Annotated in this window: 15 protein-coding genes; 7 read left to right on the forward strand and 8 right to left on the reverse strand. The window is 62.1% G+C overall.

The window, feature by feature from the left end; translation table 11 throughout:
- Positions 1-397: 397 nt before the first annotated feature.
- Positions 398-1,294: a pirin family protein gene (locus JM946_RS28985; protein ID WP_203170954.1), complete on the reverse strand. Its 897-nt coding sequence runs from the start codon at positions 1,292-1,294 to the stop codon at positions 398-400.
- Complete coding sequence (locus tag JM946_RS28990; RefSeq protein ID WP_203170955.1) at positions 1,291-2,010, reverse strand: pirin family protein; 720 nt, start codon at positions 2,008-2,010, stop codon at positions 1,291-1,293. Before JM946_RS28990 ends, JM946_RS28985 begins: the two co-directional genes overlap by 4 nt.
- Before the next feature lie 184 nt (positions 2,011-2,194).
- On the opposite strand from JM946_RS28990, the gene JM946_RS28995 reads away from it, so the two are divergent.
- The gene (locus JM946_RS28995; protein WP_203170956.1) at positions 2,195-2,698 is read left to right on the forward strand and encodes an RNA polymerase sigma factor; all 504 of its coding nucleotides are present in this window, start codon (positions 2,195-2,197) and stop codon (positions 2,696-2,698) included.
- A gap of 8 nt (positions 2,699-2,706) precedes the next feature.
- Complete coding sequence (locus tag JM946_RS29000) at positions 2,707-3,777, forward strand: FecR family protein (RefSeq protein WP_203170957.1); 1,071 nt, start codon at positions 2,707-2,709, stop codon at positions 3,775-3,777.
- A 227-nt stretch (positions 3,778-4,004) separates the two neighbouring features.
- Here JM946_RS29000 and treF read toward each other — a convergent pair whose 3' ends face one another.
- The 4 genes from treF to JM946_RS29020 all read right to left on the reverse strand — a co-directional run bounded on the left by treF (position 4,005) and on the right by JM946_RS29020 (position 10,270).
- Positions 4,005-5,552 (reverse strand): alpha,alpha-trehalase TreF, encoded by a 1,548-nt coding sequence (gene treF, locus JM946_RS29005; protein WP_203170958.1) that lies wholly within the window; start codon positions 5,550-5,552, stop codon positions 4,005-4,007.
- A gap of 40 nt (positions 5,553-5,592) precedes the next feature.
- Positions 5,593-8,364: a TonB-dependent receptor domain-containing protein gene (locus JM946_RS29010; protein WP_203170959.1), complete on the reverse strand. Its 2,772-nt coding sequence runs from the start codon at positions 8,362-8,364 to the stop codon at positions 5,593-5,595.
- A 212-nt stretch (positions 8,365-8,576) separates the two neighbouring features.
- Positions 8,577-8,783: a SlyX family protein gene (locus JM946_RS29015; protein ID WP_203170960.1), complete on the reverse strand. Its 207-nt coding sequence runs from the start codon at positions 8,781-8,783 to the stop codon at positions 8,577-8,579.
- Between the two features lie 17 nt (positions 8,784-8,800).
- A complete protein-coding gene (locus JM946_RS29020) occupies positions 8,801-10,270 on the reverse strand; it encodes a sensor histidine kinase (RefSeq protein ID WP_218043184.1) in 1,470 nt (489 codons plus the stop codon).
- A gap of 214 nt (positions 10,271-10,484) precedes the next feature.
- On the opposite strand from JM946_RS29020, the gene JM946_RS29025 reads away from it, so the two are divergent.
- The 5 genes from JM946_RS29025 to JM946_RS29045 all read left to right on the forward strand — a co-directional run bounded on the left by JM946_RS29025 (position 10,485) and on the right by JM946_RS29045 (position 13,866).
- Positions 10,485-10,721: an EF-hand domain-containing protein gene (locus tag JM946_RS29025; RefSeq protein ID WP_203170962.1), complete on the forward strand. Its 237-nt coding sequence runs from the start codon at positions 10,485-10,487 to the stop codon at positions 10,719-10,721.
- A 165-nt stretch (positions 10,722-10,886) separates the two neighbouring features.
- Complete coding sequence (locus JM946_RS29030; protein ID WP_203170963.1) at positions 10,887-12,089, forward strand: aldose epimerase family protein; 1,203 nt, start codon at positions 10,887-10,889, stop codon at positions 12,087-12,089.
- Between the two features lie 272 nt (positions 12,090-12,361).
- Entirely contained in the window at positions 12,362-13,240 is an 879-nt protein-coding gene (locus JM946_RS29035) for a hypothetical protein (RefSeq protein WP_203170964.1), read from the forward strand.
- 34 nt (positions 13,241-13,274) lie between these two features.
- Complete coding sequence (locus JM946_RS29040; RefSeq protein ID WP_203170965.1) at positions 13,275-13,718, forward strand: DUF6152 family protein; 444 nt, start codon at positions 13,275-13,277, stop codon at positions 13,716-13,718.
- Entirely contained in the window at positions 13,702-13,866 is a 165-nt protein-coding gene (locus JM946_RS29045; RefSeq protein WP_203170966.1) for a hypothetical protein, read from the forward strand. The genes JM946_RS29040 and JM946_RS29045 overlap by 17 nt, the downstream gene beginning before the upstream one ends.
- 385 nt (positions 13,867-14,251) lie before the next feature.
- Here JM946_RS29045 and JM946_RS29050 read toward each other — a convergent pair whose 3' ends face one another.
- Positions 14,252-14,716 (reverse strand): DUF6644 family protein, encoded by a 465-nt coding sequence (locus JM946_RS29050; protein ID WP_203170967.1) that lies wholly within the window; start codon positions 14,714-14,716, stop codon positions 14,252-14,254.
- A 27-nt stretch (positions 14,717-14,743) separates the two neighbouring features.
- Entirely contained in the window at positions 14,744-15,301 is a 558-nt protein-coding gene (locus tag JM946_RS29055) for a DUF6644 family protein (RefSeq protein ID WP_203170968.1), read from the reverse strand.
- Between the last annotated feature and the right edge of the window lie 86 nt (positions 15,302-15,387).

The raw sequence follows: 15,387 nt of genomic DNA on the forward strand, positions 1-15,387 counted from the left end.
TTGCCTAGATCGATCCCCACTACGGTAATCTTGTTCATGGTCTGCTCCGCTTCCGATTGAGACGTAGGAATCCCAATCATTGGCCTTATCCGCCAAGTTGAGAAGCGGGGCGGACCATCCCATTAGCAGAAACGTCGAATGTTAAATGGCGCAGCCGTCCCTCGGATTGCACATCGACTGCCGCACGGCCGCGACTCGCTGGGATGGCGAGAGTTACGACCACGCAAGGGCGATCGAGTCGCTACTACACCGCTTGCGTAGCTGAGCTCGGGCGACCGAGGGGTGCGGGGCTTTCGACCGCCGCACCTTCTGGTCGTTGCGCAGTACTGCAAGCGATCTCCGATGGCTGCGCTTCAGCGACACACACTGCGCCGGGCGCTCGAACCTGGCGGCGGACTTACGACATGGGCTCCGGTTTCGGTGGCGGAGGATCTTCCGGCAACGGGATGAACTCCTGATCGTCGCCTACCGGCAGCTTGATCCGTCCCGCGCGCCAATCCGACTTGGCCTGCTCGATGCGCTCCTTGCTCGATGAAACGAAGTTCCACCAGATATGGCGCGGGCCGAGCGCCTCGCCACCGAGCAGCATCACGATGGCCGGCTCGATCGCAGTGATCGCAGGCATCGCGCCCGGCGACAGCACCGCCATCTGTCCCGTCTCATACTGCTCGCCATTGATGCGCACCGAACCTTTTGCGACATAGATGGCCCGTTCGCTGTAGCCGCCGCACACCTCGGTCGTGCGCCCGGCCGCCAGTTCGACATGCGCGTAGAACAGCGGCGAATGCGTCTGCACCGGGCTGGTCAATCCGTATGCAGAACCGGCGATCACCTTGACGCTCAAGCCCTGTTCCGAGTGTGAGGGCAAATCGGCCGCATCGAAATGCACGAAGCTCGGGGCCGTCTCCTCCTCGGATTCCGGCAGCGCGACCCACGCTTGGATGCCATGCAGAGGGCCACCGTGCTCGCGGATCGTATCGAAACGTTCCGAGTGGCTGATGCCGCTGCCGGCCGTCATCCAGTTGACCTCGCCGGGGCGAATCGTCTGATGAAAGCCGACGCTGTCCCGATGCACGATCTCGCCATCGTAGAGATAGGTGATGGTGGAGAGACCGATGTGAGGATGCGGCCTCACATCGGTTTTGCGCGACACATTGGCCGGGAAGTCCACCGGCCCCATGTGGTCGAAAAAGATAAACGGCCCAACCATGCGCCGCTTGGTCCAGGGCAGGACCCGGCCGACTTCGAAGCCGCCCAGGTCCTTGCGCCGCGATGGAATCATCAGCTCGATCATGACAGCCTCGCGCTCGTCGCTTTGAGATCGAACACTATCACTTCCGCACCCTGACCTTTACTCAGAGACAAGGACGGTGTGTCCGTCAGCGCGAGCGCGTCGCCGGCGTTGAGCACGTTGCCATTCGCCGTCACCGTGCCGCGCGCCACGTGCAAATACACCTGACGATCGGCAGCGATCGCGAGCTCGGCCTGCTCGTCACCGTCGAACAGCCCGGCATACACCTTCGCGTCCTGGTGGATGCGCACCGAGCCGTCGGCGCCATCGCGCGAAGCGATGAGGCGCAACTTGCCGCGCTTCTCCTCGGCCGGGAAGTTCTTCTGCTCGTAGCTCGGCTCCACGCCCCGCTGGTCCGGCTGGATCCAGATCTGCAGGAAATGCGCCGGCTTCTCGCTCGACGGATTGAACTCACTGTGCATCACACCGCGGCCCGCGCTCATGCGCTGGACATCGCCCGGGCGAATGGTCGCGCCCGTGCCCATCGAGTCCTTGTGGGCCAATTCGCCCTCGAGCACATAGCTGATGATTTCCATGTCCCGATGGCCGTGCGTACCGAAGCCAGCGCCGGCGGCGACGCGATCCTCGTTGATCACGCGCAAGGCGCCGAACTCGATGTGCCTCGGGTCGTAATAGTCGGCGAACGAGAACGTGTGGTACGACTTCAGCCAGCCGTGATCGGCGTACCCGCGTTCGTTACTGCGTCGGATGTTGAGCATGTTGCCTCCTTTTGGATGGAGCCAAGGTACGCCTCGCCGCCCGGCGGAAATAGCACGCGCGAGCCATAAATCTTATGCTCATAACCGCCAACGCCAGGACGACGCTGGCTTTTTGGCGTACGGGGGCAGATTTTCGCCCCCGGCCCGTCATAGACACTTGGATTCACCAGGACACCGCTCTCTTATGCCCTCGCCCGGCCGCAGTCAGCGTATCGCCGAATGGGCCCGCAGCTGGAATGCGGGCCTGACGCGTTACCTGCGCCGCCGCCTGCCCGGCCGCATCGACCCCGAAGACCTGGCGCAGGAGGTTTATGTCCGCCTGCTGCGGGTCGAGCAGCTGGAGCAGATCAAGGAGCCGCAGGCCTATCTGTACCGGGTCGCGAGCAATGTCGCGGCCGAGTGGCGCATGCGGGCGGTGAACGCCAAGCCTCACAGCGACGCCGAGCTGGATCACCTGGTGGCCTCGGCCACGCCGGACTCGTTACTGAACGACGCGCAGTTCGCGGCTCAGCTGGACGCGGCCCTGCAGACCATGACGCCCATGGTGCGGGCGGTGGTCTACCTGAAACTGCGTGAGGACCTGTCGCACGATGAAATCGCCGGCCATCTCGGCATCACGCCACGGATGGTGCGCCGATATCTGACCACTGGCTACGCGCATCTGCGCGAGCGCATCGAGCTCGATTGATCACTGTCATGGAATTCGATCACGACATCGCACGAGACCCTGCCACGACGCACGCCCGGCAATGCGCTGCGCATTGGTTGGCGGTGCTGTCCGATGAGAAATGCACGGAGGCGGAGCGGCGGCAATTCTTCGTTTGGTTGCGTGCGTCCGGGCAACATGTCCAGGAGTTTCTGCGCCTCAGCCGGCTCAATGGTCAGCTGAACAATCGGCAGCTGTGGCCGGATCGCAGCGTCGCTGAGCTCGTGGCTGCGGCCCGGGCCAGCAGTGAGGGGAACATTGCGACGCTGGATCGTCCGTTGGCTGTCGATCGCACGTCGCGAAAAACGGTTCGGTGGCCGTTGGCGGCAGTTGTGGCCTGCGCGTTTGTGGCTACAGGGTTGATTGCTGGTCGATCGCAGATCGAAGGTTGGCTGACGCCCGAGTACGTGACTGCGGTTGGGGAACAGCGTTCCATCACTTTGGAAGATGGCTCGGTGGTCGAACTCAACAGCCGCTCGCGGTTGCGGGCGCATCTCGAGGATGACCTGCGCGCGATTGAGTTGCTCGAGGGAGAAGCAATTTTCCGCGTGGCCAAGGATCCGGATCGGCCGTTTCGAGTTCGCACTGGCGTGACTGACATCGTTGCCGTTGGCACGGCGTTCAATGTGAAGGCCAGCGATTCGCGCACGGTCGTCACTGTGTTGGAAGGTCGGGTACGCGTGAACCAGCGCGCCGCCGCTGAACGCTCGGCCGCGCAGGCGGCGAAGGCAGTCAGCGAGTTCGAGCTGGCGATGGGCGATCAATTGATTCTCGCGAAAGCACAGCCGGCGATTCGGGTGTCGCTGCGAGATACCGAGAAAGTCACATCGTGGACCGAGCGGCGTCTGATTTTCGAAGACACCCCCCTGTCTTCCGCTGCGGCGGAGTTCGCTCGCTACAGCTCACGCACGATCCGCATCGAAGACCCCTCGGTCGGCGCCCGCAAAATCACCGGCGTCTTCGACGCCACCGACCCCGCCTCGCTCGCAGAATTCCTCAGCGGCGACGAAACCCTCCATGTCCGCTCGGACTCGGAGGGGTGGAGTGTGAGCTCTCGCTGAGATCTTTGCTCGCTCGCTCCAAGAGGTGTCGGTTGGTGTAAGCCTGCCTTTGCGGCGCTCGTTAGGTCACGCCGGAGGCGTCGGTGGTTAGCGCCGGCTGGGTGCAGCGGAGCCGGGAGGACACACCTGACCCTCCCGCTGCGAGCCACCAAGGCTTCTTCCTCGGTAAGCCACCGAGGCCTCTTCCTCAGTAAGCCATCGACGACTCTGACTCCGAGAAACGAAGCTTACTCGGCGAGCTTGGGATACATCGCCAACAGCTTCCGCAGAACGCCGTTGGTCCAGCCGAAGCCATCTTGGAGGGGATATTCACCGCCACCGCCGGCGCTATCTCCGACAACGTCGTATTTCTCTACCAGCTTGCCGGTGGCCTTGAAGACCTGGAGGTTCTTGCCGACCCATCGCTGAGCGATAGTGGACGCGAGTTGATCTTCGCCGTAGTTCTGGAAGCCCTTGATGGCGAGCCACTGCAGCGGCGCCCAACCATTGGGAGCATCCCACTGTTCGCCAGTGGCGAGCGTGGTGGTCGCCAACCCGTGGGGCTTCAGCAAAGTTGAGCGCACGGTGGCTGCGATGATCTTGCTTTGCTCTTTGCTCGCCACATTGAAGTACAGCGGGTAAACCGTCGCCGCCGTCACCTGCGCATTCAGCTGCTTCTTGCGCCAGTCAAAGTCGGTGAACGCGCCAGCCTTGGCATTCCAAAGATAACGAGTGATCGCCGCCTTCCGCGCCTCCGCCTTGGCGTTCATGTTCTTGGCGCAGGTAGCATCGGCTGTAACCGTGCAGCCTTTGGCAATGGTCAGCTCCAGCTGATAAAGCAAGCTATTCAGATCTGGCGGAATCAAGTCCGTCGTATGAATGGTCGCGAGCGTCTCCCCCGCGAACCAACGTGAGCTGAAATCCCAGCCACTCTCCGCGGCCGCCCGCAGATGCCGATAGATCTCGGGCGAGGCCGCGCCGGCCTGCCGAGCAGTGGCGACATCCTCCTTGTAAGCCTCCTCGCGAGGAACATTCCGATCGTCGTAATAACGATTCAACACCGTGCCGTCCGCGAGCTTCACAACGCGCCGATGCGCAGCCCCCGGCTTCAGCGCCTCGGCGCCATCCATCCAGAACTGATATTCCTTGACTAGCTGCGGCAGATATTTCTTATAGACGGAATCGCCTTCCTGGGACGCCGCCAACTCGATCATGGCCGCAAAGAACGGCGGCTGCGACCGGCTCAAGAAGTAGGAGCGATTGCCGTTGGGAATATGACCGTAGCGGTCGATCAGCCACGCGAAGTTGGCGATCATGTCCATGGTCAGATCGTGCCGCCCGCTCTCCTCCAGCCCCTGCATGGTGAAGTACGAGTCCCAGTAATAGATCTCGTTGAAGCGCCCGCCCGGCACGATGTACCGATACGGTAACGCCAGACGCGAGGTGTGCGGCCGCTGATCCTCGGGCTTGCGCTCGAGCACCTTCCACAACGCGTCGATGTGTTGCCTCACGTCCTGGCCGGCCACCGTCCGAAAATCGGCGGCCACATTCGGCGGCGCCTCGAAACGCTCCGCGACGAACTTCTTCAGGTCGAAGCCGGGCTGCTGCCGCAGCTGTCGGTACTCCTCGAGGATTTGCTCGGGAGCCCGTTTCGGCAAGGCGTCGACAAACGCCTTGCTGTCCGGGAATACCGCCTCGAGCTGCACCTGCTTGAACAGCTCGCCGTACACATCAGCCGGTGTAGGCACGGCTTCGTCGGCCGACGCGATCGCCGCGCCGGCCAGCAACACAGTCATGCAAACGACTCTGGAGATCCGCTGGAACATGGTGCGCAGGCTACCACCGATACGTCACGGATCCCATGAACGATCGCCCGAACAACGGTCGCACCATATAGATGTTGCCAATGCCGCCCGAACCCACGTCGGTGCGCGGGTTGCCTTCGGTCAGGCCGACCTCGTCGGTGAGGTTGTCGCCGGAGATCTGGAAGGTCCAGGCGTCGACATCGAACATCACGCCCGCGTCCAGCTTGTGATACTTGGGCAGCACGATGGAGTTCTCGTCGTTCGCATACCGCTTACCCGCATACGTGTATGTGAAGTACGCGCGAGCGGCGCCATCCATGAACTCATATGTCGGCGTGATGCGCGCCATGGTTTTCGGAATGCGCCGGATCACGTTGCCCGTGTTGCCGGCCGCCGAGCCCGAGAACCCTTCGTACGTCGGATCCTGCTGAGTGATGCTGAAGCGAATATTCAGCGCGTCGATGGGCTGGTACTCGCCTTCCAGCTCGATGCCGCGCGTCTTGGTCTCAGCACGACGCACAATGGTGTCGCCGCTGGACAGGATGTCCTGAAACGGCACATTGTCGAACTCGGTTTGGAACAAGGTCGCGAACACCACCAGCGATTCCAGCGAGGCTTTGTAGCCCACCTCGATATTGGTCACCTGGTCCTTCTGCAGCACGCCGTTACGGACATCGTCGAAGTGCGGCAGCTTGGCCGAGTCGGTGTAGTGACCGAAGATCGCTTGTTGCGGCGTGAACTCGTAGTTGAAGCCGATCGAGAACGCGGTGTTGTCGAAGTCCTCGTCGACGGTGCTGCGATTGGCGCCGATCACCGAAACCTCGTTGTCATAGGGAGTGGCGGGATTGCCGTCCAGATCGGTGGGATCGCCGTTGGGCAATTCGTCCGAGCCGGCGCGAACCGTGCCTTCGATGTCCTGCTTGTCGAAGCGCACGCCGAAGTCCAGGCGCAACGCATCCGTCACCTGCCATTCGTCCGCTGCGTACAGCGAGTACGTTTTCGCGTCGTAATCCGTGAGCAGGTTGAACGTCGAGTACTTGGTGAAGCCGCTCGCATCGGTCACGCCCGGCAGGAACAAGCGCCGCGGCCGGTCGCTCACATCCATCAACAGAAGATTGCCCAGGCTCCAGGCGTCTTTCATCGAGTAATCGGCGACATAGGCGCCAAACGTCACCGCGTGCGAGTCGAGCTCCAGGTTCAGGCGCAGATCGTCCTGGATGGCGTCGTACTCCTTGTTAACCACCCAGTGGCCATGGTTCTGCACCAGCTGATCGGCGCCGTACGCCGCCCCCGTAGAGATCACGCTGTAGTTCGCGGCAACGCCACGATCAGCGGCAAACTCCGTGCCCGACCTCGGCGGGGCATCGGAGAAGATGCCGTCGAAGCGCACTTCACCATCGGTGAAGCGCAACAGATTGGTCAGCGAGACCACGTCGTTGAATTCCCAATTGAGCTTGCCGCCGATGGTGGCGAGTTGCGGATGAATGCCGTCTTCCAAGTTCGAGCCGCGCAGCCCGACCTCGTCCGCGGTCACGGGCAGGCCGGCGCGGGCCAGATCTCTGCTGTGTAAAGAGTAAGTGCCGGGGTCGGCGCCGTTCACACCGCGAGGGTCGGAAGGATTGCCGGTCAACGGAATCGGCACCACGAACATGGAACGATCGTCGATGTACTTGCCGAAGAATTCGATGCTGCCGTTGTCGAACTTGCGACCGAGCTTGGCGCGGAACTGTCCGCCCTCGTCGGCGGTGTAGCCCGGATCGCGAATGCCATCGGATGTTCGGTAATAACCGCCGAGCGCGATGCCCCATTCATCGCCGATTGGCGCGCTCCAGGCGACGTCGCCGCGATACATGCCGTAGTCGCTGATCCCCAATTTCACAGCGCCACGCGGAGTGGCGCCGGCCGACTGAGTGACGAAATTCACCGTGCCGCCGACTGCGCCAGCGGTGAAGATGGGTGCGGTGCCACCGCGCAACGCTTCCACGCGATCGATGGTCTCGTCGACGCGCACGAATTGATCGGGGTTGTAGAACGACAGTTCGAACACGGGATAGATGGGAATGCCGTCTTCCATCAAGCCCACGTAGCGATAGCCGCCGTCTTGAATGATGCCGCGAGCAAACACGTTGCCCTGGGTGGTGCCGGCAGTGGATTCCACCCAGAAGCCGGGCACCGCCGAGATCAGATCGGCGGAGCTTGCGGGTGCTTGTTGGGCGATGTCCTCGGCATTGAAGGTAGAGATCGCCACGCTCGACTCGAATTTGGTTCGTTCCGCCACAGCGGTGCCGGTGACGATGACTTCTTCCACACCGAACAGGGAATCGCTGGCGGGTTGTTCAGTGCGGCCGCCGCCCTGCTCCTGCGCCTGTGCACGTGGAGCCGGTGGCGTGTCGGTCGCTTGCGCGAGGCGCAACGGCGCAGCCATCGATGTCCGTTGCAACGACGCTTGGGGCCGAGCGGGTGCATCGGCGCTGATGGCAACGGTTTTAGAATTGACGCGGCGATATTTTAGGCCAGTGTTTTCGAGCAGGCGGCGCAATGCTTCCTGTCGCGTGTAGGAACCGGCGACCGCCGGCGCTTCACGACCCTTGCCGATGTCGGAATAGAACACAACCTGGTCGCCGCTCTGTTGCGCATATTCGCGCAAGGCTTGCGACAGCGGTTGAGCGGCAATATTGAATTCCTGCAATGCCTGATCGGCGCTGGCAGTTTTGTTGGTGGTTGGTGTGGCGCTGTCCTGAGCCTGGGCCAGCGCAGAGCCGGCCGCAATGGCCAGCAGCGATGCAATCGTTGCACGCAGCATGGAATCCCCCGATTTTTTTCAGTGCCCGCCCGCATTGGCCGGCCAGTGCCAGCTATGAGGGGGTGACTGCCCAAACCTGCCCCTTGTTCCATTGAGGCCGGATCCGGGCAGCCTGCCCGGCCCCGCGTGACGATCCGCGCAAAAGGCCTCTCGTCCGCCGCTACGCGGCGGCTACATCCATGTACCTGGGGCGGCGCCGTGCAGGCATCAGCTCAATAGTGAGGTGGCTTTTCCTGCTCGGGCGTGTATACCGTCGCTTCGGTCATTGCGGCTTCCATTTTGCCGTTCAACACGGACAGCTCCGCCCGCAGCGCGTCGATCTGCTGTTGCTGGCGGTACACCACTTCGCTCAGATCGTTGTTGGCGCGCTCCAGGTAGGCGATCTTCAATTCGATACGTTCGACGACTTCATCATTCATGACTGCATCCTGGCGCGTCAGCCCACCGCCCGCAGCACTGGCTTGGGCAGCGAGAAGCTGAACGTGGCGCCTTTGTTGGGCTCGGCATGCGCCCACACTTCGCCGCCGTGCCGAGTAACGATTCGTTGCACGATGGCGAGCCCGACGCCCGAGCCCGGATACTCACGCGCGCCGTGCAGGCGGCGGAACACGCCGAACAAGTTGGAACTGAACGCGCTATCGAAACCGACGCCATTGTCGCGAATCTCATAAACCAGTCGTTCGGCTTCTTCTCGACCGGTCACGATGATGTGCGGACTCTCGACTTTGCTCGTGTATTTCACGGCGTTGTCGAGCAGGTTGATCCACACCTGCCGGATCAACGCTTCGTCGCCTCGCGCCAGCGGCAAACTGCCAATCTCGATGATCGGTGTCTTCGCCTCGTTCAAACTGGCAGAGCGCGCCTCCTCGGCGGCGTTGCGCGCCAGTTGTTCCATGTCGAGCCGGCCAAGATCCAGCGACTGACGCCCGCAGCGTGCAAACTCCAGCAGATCGTCGATGAGGGTCGCCATGTGCGACACGTTGGCGCGAATGCGTTGCAGATGATGACGAGTCTCGGCGCTGATCGACTGGTTCTTGTCGTCCATCAGCAATTGCGAGAACCCGTCGATCGCACGCAAGGGCGCGCGCAGATCATGCGATACCGAATATGAGAAACCTTCGAGGTCGCCGTTGGCCGTGCGCAGCTCGTGCGCCTGACGCTCCAGCTCGGTATTGAGATCGCGAATCCGCTGGGTCGAGCGCTTCTGTTCTTCGAGCTGCACTTCCAGCTCCAGGCGCGCCTGGTTGGCGCGATCGCGCTCCTGGCGCAACTGCTCGGCCAGCGATTCATTCTCGATGGCCAGGCGAATCTGACGTTCGAACGACTTGGTCTGCCGGCCGGCGATCACCAGCATCACCGGGATATAAAGCATGAACGCGAGCGCCACCACGACGCGATCGCCGCCAAGCAACAGCTGCGTCACGATGTACGGCGTCGCGAAAGGAATCAGCAAACACGCATAGGCGTGACGCACCGGCGCCTGGGAACCCATGCCCGAGGCCGTGCAGCCGATGAAGAACACTGACATCACGATCTCTCGGGTCGGATCCTGCGGGAGCAGGAATGAGCCGGCGATGGACCACACCGAGCCGCCGAGAATGGCGCCGCCCAACATGGCGGCACGCCAGCGCTTGGTCTCGGCCAGATCGCGCGGCTTGCGCAGATAGCCCGCCGCAATTCGCCAGCGCAGTAACAACACCAACAACAGCGCGATGTACCAGGTGAGCGAGGCGGTCCAGCCGTAATCGGGCGCGGTCAGCCAAGCCATCATGGCGCCGATGACCACGCTTGCCGTGAGCGGCGAAGTGGTAAGCCGGCACATCAGCGCGACCTGTTCACTCAGGACTCGCGCCTCGATGTGCTCGCGGTGGGCTTCGCGCTGCTCGATATTGACGGCCTCGGTCATTCGGACAGCTCCCTGGCCGCTCCTGTATTTAACCTTGCCTATTATCAGTGGGCGCAGCGGCAAGACAACTGGCCAGGCATCCGGATTAACCCCGGCCCCATTCCGAGTAAAATGCGCCACGGACAGCGCAGGGGATCGGCCCGGGCCGCCCGGAACCTTGGCCTCACCGCGCCATTGTCTAGTGTGTCTTGGCTACGATATCGAAGGAAGCAACATGACCCGATTCTCCCGCATCACCGCGCCCGCGCTGCTGGCCAGCCTCGGCCTCATGGCGACTGGCGCCGCGCTGGCCCAAGGCAAACCCAGCTTCGAGTCGCTCGACAAGAACGGCGACGGCAAGATCAGCCTGAACGAGGCCTCCACCGACGATGCGCTGTTCGTGGCCTTCAAGAACCTGGACACGAACAAGGATGGCGAGCTGACTCGCGAAGAATTCGCTAAATACAAATAATCTCCAACACGACGCGGCGGCCCCTGATCGCCCAGTGGGCCGCCTGCGCCGCACGGCCGGACACGGACGAGTTCGCGGCATGTCCTGGTGCTTGGCTCCCTCCTGTCCTGCCCCGCCTACCGCTGTCGGGTAGTATTTTTTGTCGTTCAACTCGGGGGATCGCACATGAAGAATGCTGATTTGAGTCCCGGTCGTGCGCGTGCCTGGTCGGTCCTGGCGTGTCTGCTGCTGGCAGGCGCACTCGCCGGCTGCGCCAAAGAGCCGCCTCCGGCGCCCAAGCCGCCGCCGACACCGGAAGAAAAATCCAAGAACACCATCAGCAAGGCGCCGTTCGGCACGCTGCCGGATGGCACCGCCGTTGACTTGTTCACCATGGTCAACGCCAACGGCATGGAGGTCCGCGCCACCAACTACGGCGGCATCATCACCGCGCTGCTGGTGCCCGACGGCTCCGGCAAAGTCAGCGATATCACTTTGGGCTTGCAATCGTTCGAGGACTATCTGAAGAACCCGCCGTACTTCGGCGCCATCATCGGCCGCTACGGCAATCGCATCGCCAAGGGCCAGTTCAAGATCGACGGCCAGACCTACAAGCTGCCCAAGAACGACGGCCCGAACACTCTGCACGGCGGCGTGAAAGGCTTCGACAAGGTGGTGTGGCAGGCCGAGCCGTTCGAAAAGGAAGATGCGGTGGGCGTGATCTTCACCTACACCAGCAAGGACGGCGAGGAAGGCTTCCCTGGCAACCTCCAGACGCGCGTGACCTACACGCTCACCGACAAGAACGAGCTGTCGTTCGACTATCACGCGACCACCGACAAACCGACCGTGGTCAATCTCACCCAGCACGCCTATTTCAATCTCGCCGGCGATGGCAACGGCGATGTGCTGGGCCACGAGTTCACGCTGTATGCGAACGAATATACGCCGGTCAATAAACAACTCATTCCCACCGGCAAGCTCGCGCCGGTCACCGACACGCCGTTCGACTTCCGCAACAAAGTCAAACTCGCCGACCGCGTCAACGCCGATCACGAACAGATCAAGTTCGCCGGCGGCATCGATCACAACTTCGTGCTGAACCGCAAACAGCCCGGCTTGATGCTCGCCGCTCGCGTGTCGGAGCCGACCACGCGTCGCGTGATGGAAGTGCACACCACTGAACCCGGCGTGCAGTTCTACACGGGCAATTTCCTGGACGACAAACTGGCCGCCAAACCCGGCAAGCCCTACGCCAAGCACAGCGGCTTCTGCCTGGAAACGCAGCACTACCCCGACTCCCCGAATCAGCCGGAATTTCCCAGCACGGTGCTGCGGCCAGGCGAGGAGTACAACAGCAAGACGGTCTATACATTCAGCGTGCGCTGAATGCACATCTCGCCCGGGCGCTGCCCGGGCGAGATCCCAACGTACCGAAGCGACATTTCCCCGCGGGACTCACCTTTTACTTCGGGCATTACCCCCACAGAGGGTAAAAAAATGATTCTTTTCTTCGCGAGGTAGCCCGCAGGGCGTACGAGCGCAGTCGCGCACAGCAGAACCTTCCGCGCCGATTTTTCTTGACACGGCGTTCATTGACACACCCCAGTGGCCCATTGTTTTATCGCTCGCGATAAACGATCCATCGGGGGATGCTTAGGATGACAAGCGTTTTGTCGCGCGCGATAGCAACGGCTCTCGCTGTCTGCGTTGCTACCGCCGCCGTCGCGGCCGAAAAGGGCCCGCGCACCAAGGACGGCAAGCCCGATCTGAACGGCATCTGGCAGGCCATGAACTCCGCGAACTACGATCTCGAACCACACGCCGCACGCGCCGCGATGGCGATGGTGCCTGGTCAGTTCGTTCCCGTGCCGGCACCGCAGGTCGTGGCGCTCGGTGCAGTGGGCTCGGTGCCCGCCGGCCTCGGCGTCGTCGAAGGCGACGCCATTCCATACACCCCCGCGGCGCTCGCCAAGAAACAAGAAAACCAGAAGAACTGGCTGGAGCTCGATCCGGAGATCAAGTGTTATCTGCCCGGCGTGCCGCGCGCCAACTACATGCCGTATCCGTTCCAGATCTTCCACAGCAAGAGCGCGGACGGCACGGAACACCTGTTCTTCGCTTACGAATACGCCGGCGCAGTTCGGAACATTTATATGAAAGATCCCGGCCCGCCGCCGGCCGATTCGTGGATGGGCCAGTCCGTGGGCAAGTGGGACGGCGACACGCTGGTGGTGGAAGTCACCGGCTTCAACGGCCAGACCTGGTTCGATCGCTCCGGCAATCACCACAGCGACAAGTTGAAAGTGACCGAGCGCTACTCCCAGCGCGGTCCGGATCACCTGTGGTACGAAGCGACCATCGAAGATCCCGAGACCTTCACCCGCCCGTGGAAGATCGCCATGCCGCTGTATCGCCGCGTGGACCCGAACGCCCAGCTGATGCAGTTCAAGTGCGTGGAGTTCGTCGAGGAGCTGATGTACGGCCATCTGCGCAAGAAGCCCGGGACCGAAGGCGCGCCGCCTGCGGTGAAGAAGTAGCTTCAGGCTCACTGGTTTTTAGAGGACAAACACTATGCGTACCAAACTTCTCATCGTCGCCGGCGCCGCGGCCTTCAGCACGCTGCTCGGTAGCGCCGTCGCCCTCGCCCATCACGCCTTCGCCGCCGAGTTCGACGCCAATCGCCCCGTCAATCTTCGCGGCCCCGTGACGCGCGTCGAATGGATCAATCCGCACGCGTGGATTCACATCGATCACAAGAAGGAAGACGGCACGACCGAGGCCTGGATGGTCGAAGGCGGCACGCCCAACACGCTGCTACGTCGTGGCATCACCAAGGACTCTTTGAAGATCGGCACGGAAATCGTGGTGCGCGGCTATCAGTCGAAAGATGCCCTCTGCAAACCCAAGTGCCGCGCCAACGGTCGCGACGTGACGTTCCCTGACGGCCGCAAACTGTTCATGGGGTCGTCGGGGACGGGTGCGCCGAAGGATGGCTCGGATGAGACTGAAAAGTGAGCTCGGCTGCTACTGCCCCGGTTGGTTCTTGAGCACTCGTGAAAAAATCGCGCTGGTCGTGTCTGGCGCGATTGTGCTTGCGTCCGTTGTTTATTGGGTCGTTCAGGTCGGCGACGTCATCGAGACGTTGCGGCTGGCGTACGGCTGATTTGTCTGCTTCGCGGCCTGCACTTCATTTGCATGCCGCGCTTTCGGAGCGTCGGTGGCTTGCGGAGGGCGGCGGGGGATCCTCCGCGCGAAAGGTCCACTGCACAGCAAAGAGATGCCGCGGAGGAAAAAACACGTTGCGCTTTCAGTTTGCCGCTCTTCGCACGTCGAAAGCGAGTTTAAGCTTTCGGCGGTGATGCTCGGGGGTATGTTCTCCCGGCAAATGGGACCGACAGGGATGTCGGCCCTTTAGCGCTACATGGATGTACAGGCAGCGCGCGAGCGATAGCGACGCGCGGCGGGTGCAGCGGTGCCGGGAGGACATACCCCCGAGCGTCACCGCGAGCCAACGAGGCCTCCGGCTCTTAGCGCACCAACCGAAGCACTCAGCCAGAGAATCCGATCCACCGCCCCGACGCGGCCACAAGAAACCACACCGACATCGACGCAACGGCCATCGACTTCAAGGTCACAGGCTTGAGCAAGGAGTGGTCACCCCGAAGCAAAGGCTGCTTCAGGGTAAATACAAACAACACGCCAACCAAGAGAGCAATCATCTTCGTCCAGTAGAACGGGTTGTGATAACACTTGGTAGCGACGCCAGCGAGCATCGGCACCCCGGTGAGCAGCAAAATCCACAGCCCCACCTTGAACCAGCGATGCCCCTGCTCCGTCACCACATTCGACGGCACATCCCGCAAGATCACATTGAGCAATCGCAAGTCCTGAGCGAGGACCGTGCCGCCGAGCAGGGCCAACCCCATCAGGTGCACCGCCTCGACGATGGCAAACGTCGCCGGCAGGTCTTTCATGAAGACGCCGAGCGCGGATGCTTCCAGCCATTCGAACAATGAGAGCAACATGGCCGATCCCCCGGATTATTCGCTGACGCAGCCGGCCGCCCAGTCGATGAAGGCGGGATTGTCGCCGCCGCAGTCGAACCAGTCGTACGCGATGAATCGGCCCGTGACGATGACGCCCGCCCACAACGTCAGTGACAACGCCGCCGCCACCCGCGCGCGGCGGGGGGCGACCGCGTCCAGGTCCCACGACTTCTTCGCCGCCAGCATGTAGCCACGAAACAGCCATGCATTGATCGCGGCAGCGATCAGCAGCAGTACCTTGATGCGGAACCAGATGCTCTGAGTGGTGCGCACCGGAATGGCGGTGTACAGCAGCAGGCCCGTGATGAACATGATCGTGAAGCCGATCAGCATCGGCCTATCCAGCCGCTCGGCAATGGTCGACGCGGGCACGTTGGCGAACGCCACGCCGAGCATGCGCAAGTCGATCACCGCCAGCATGCCGAGGCTGAGCATCAGCGTCATGACATGCGTGGTCTCGATCCAGTTGTAGAGATAAAAGGACTCGTGCAGCCCGATGCTGAAAGAGCTCGCGGCCAGCCACTCAGCGAATTGCAATAGCGCCGAATTCACTCGGTTGAACCCCCCCGATGAGGTCTGCATTCTAATCGGACGGGATCGGCGCAGGCAGACAAGAAGTATCAACACTGCAGGGGTTG

The organism is Steroidobacter gossypii (assembly GCF_016801985.1).
GTDB lineage: Bacteria > Pseudomonadota > Gammaproteobacteria > Steroidobacterales > Steroidobacteraceae > Steroidobacter > Steroidobacter gossypii.

What these genes read in the sequence shown, in the direction of transcription:
- JM946_RS28985 (WP_203170954.1), bottom strand. Translation starts at nt 1,294, where the DNA reads ATGATCGAGCTGATGATTCCATCGCGGCGCAAGGACCTGGGCGGCTTC.
- JM946_RS28990 (WP_203170955.1), bottom strand. Translation starts at nt 2,010, where the DNA reads ATGCTCAACATCCGACGCAGTAACGAACGCGGGTACGCCGATCACGGC.
- JM946_RS28995 (WP_203170956.1), top strand. Translation starts at nt 2,195, where the DNA reads ATGCCCTCGCCCGGCCGCAGTCAGCGTATCGCCGAATGGGCCCGCAGC.
- JM946_RS29000 (WP_203170957.1), top strand. Translation starts at nt 2,707, where the DNA reads ATGGAATTCGATCACGACATCGCACGAGACCCTGCCACGACGCACGCC.
- treF (WP_203170958.1), bottom strand. Translation starts at nt 5,552, where the DNA reads ATGACTGTGTTGCTGGCCGGCGCGGCGATCGCGTCGGCCGACGAAGCC.
- JM946_RS29010 (WP_203170959.1), bottom strand. Translation starts at nt 8,364, where the DNA reads ATGCTGCGTGCAACGATTGCATCGCTGCTGGCCATTGCGGCCGGCTCT.
- JM946_RS29015 (WP_203170960.1), bottom strand. Translation starts at nt 8,783, where the DNA reads ATGAATGATGAAGTCGTCGAACGTATCGAATTGAAGATCGCCTACCTG.
- JM946_RS29020 (WP_218043184.1), bottom strand. Translation starts at nt 10,270, where the DNA reads ATGACCGAGGCCGTCAATATCGAGCAGCGCGAAGCCCACCGCGAGCAC.
- JM946_RS29025 (WP_203170962.1), top strand. Translation starts at nt 10,485, where the DNA reads ATGACCCGATTCTCCCGCATCACCGCGCCCGCGCTGCTGGCCAGCCTC.
- JM946_RS29030 (WP_203170963.1), top strand. Translation starts at nt 10,887, where the DNA reads ATGAAGAATGCTGATTTGAGTCCCGGTCGTGCGCGTGCCTGGTCGGTC.
- JM946_RS29035 (WP_203170964.1), top strand. Translation starts at nt 12,362, where the DNA reads ATGACAAGCGTTTTGTCGCGCGCGATAGCAACGGCTCTCGCTGTCTGC.
- JM946_RS29040 (WP_203170965.1), top strand. Translation starts at nt 13,275, where the DNA reads ATGCGTACCAAACTTCTCATCGTCGCCGGCGCCGCGGCCTTCAGCACG.
- JM946_RS29045 (WP_203170966.1), top strand. Translation starts at nt 13,702, where the DNA reads ATGAGACTGAAAAGTGAGCTCGGCTGCTACTGCCCCGGTTGGTTCTTG.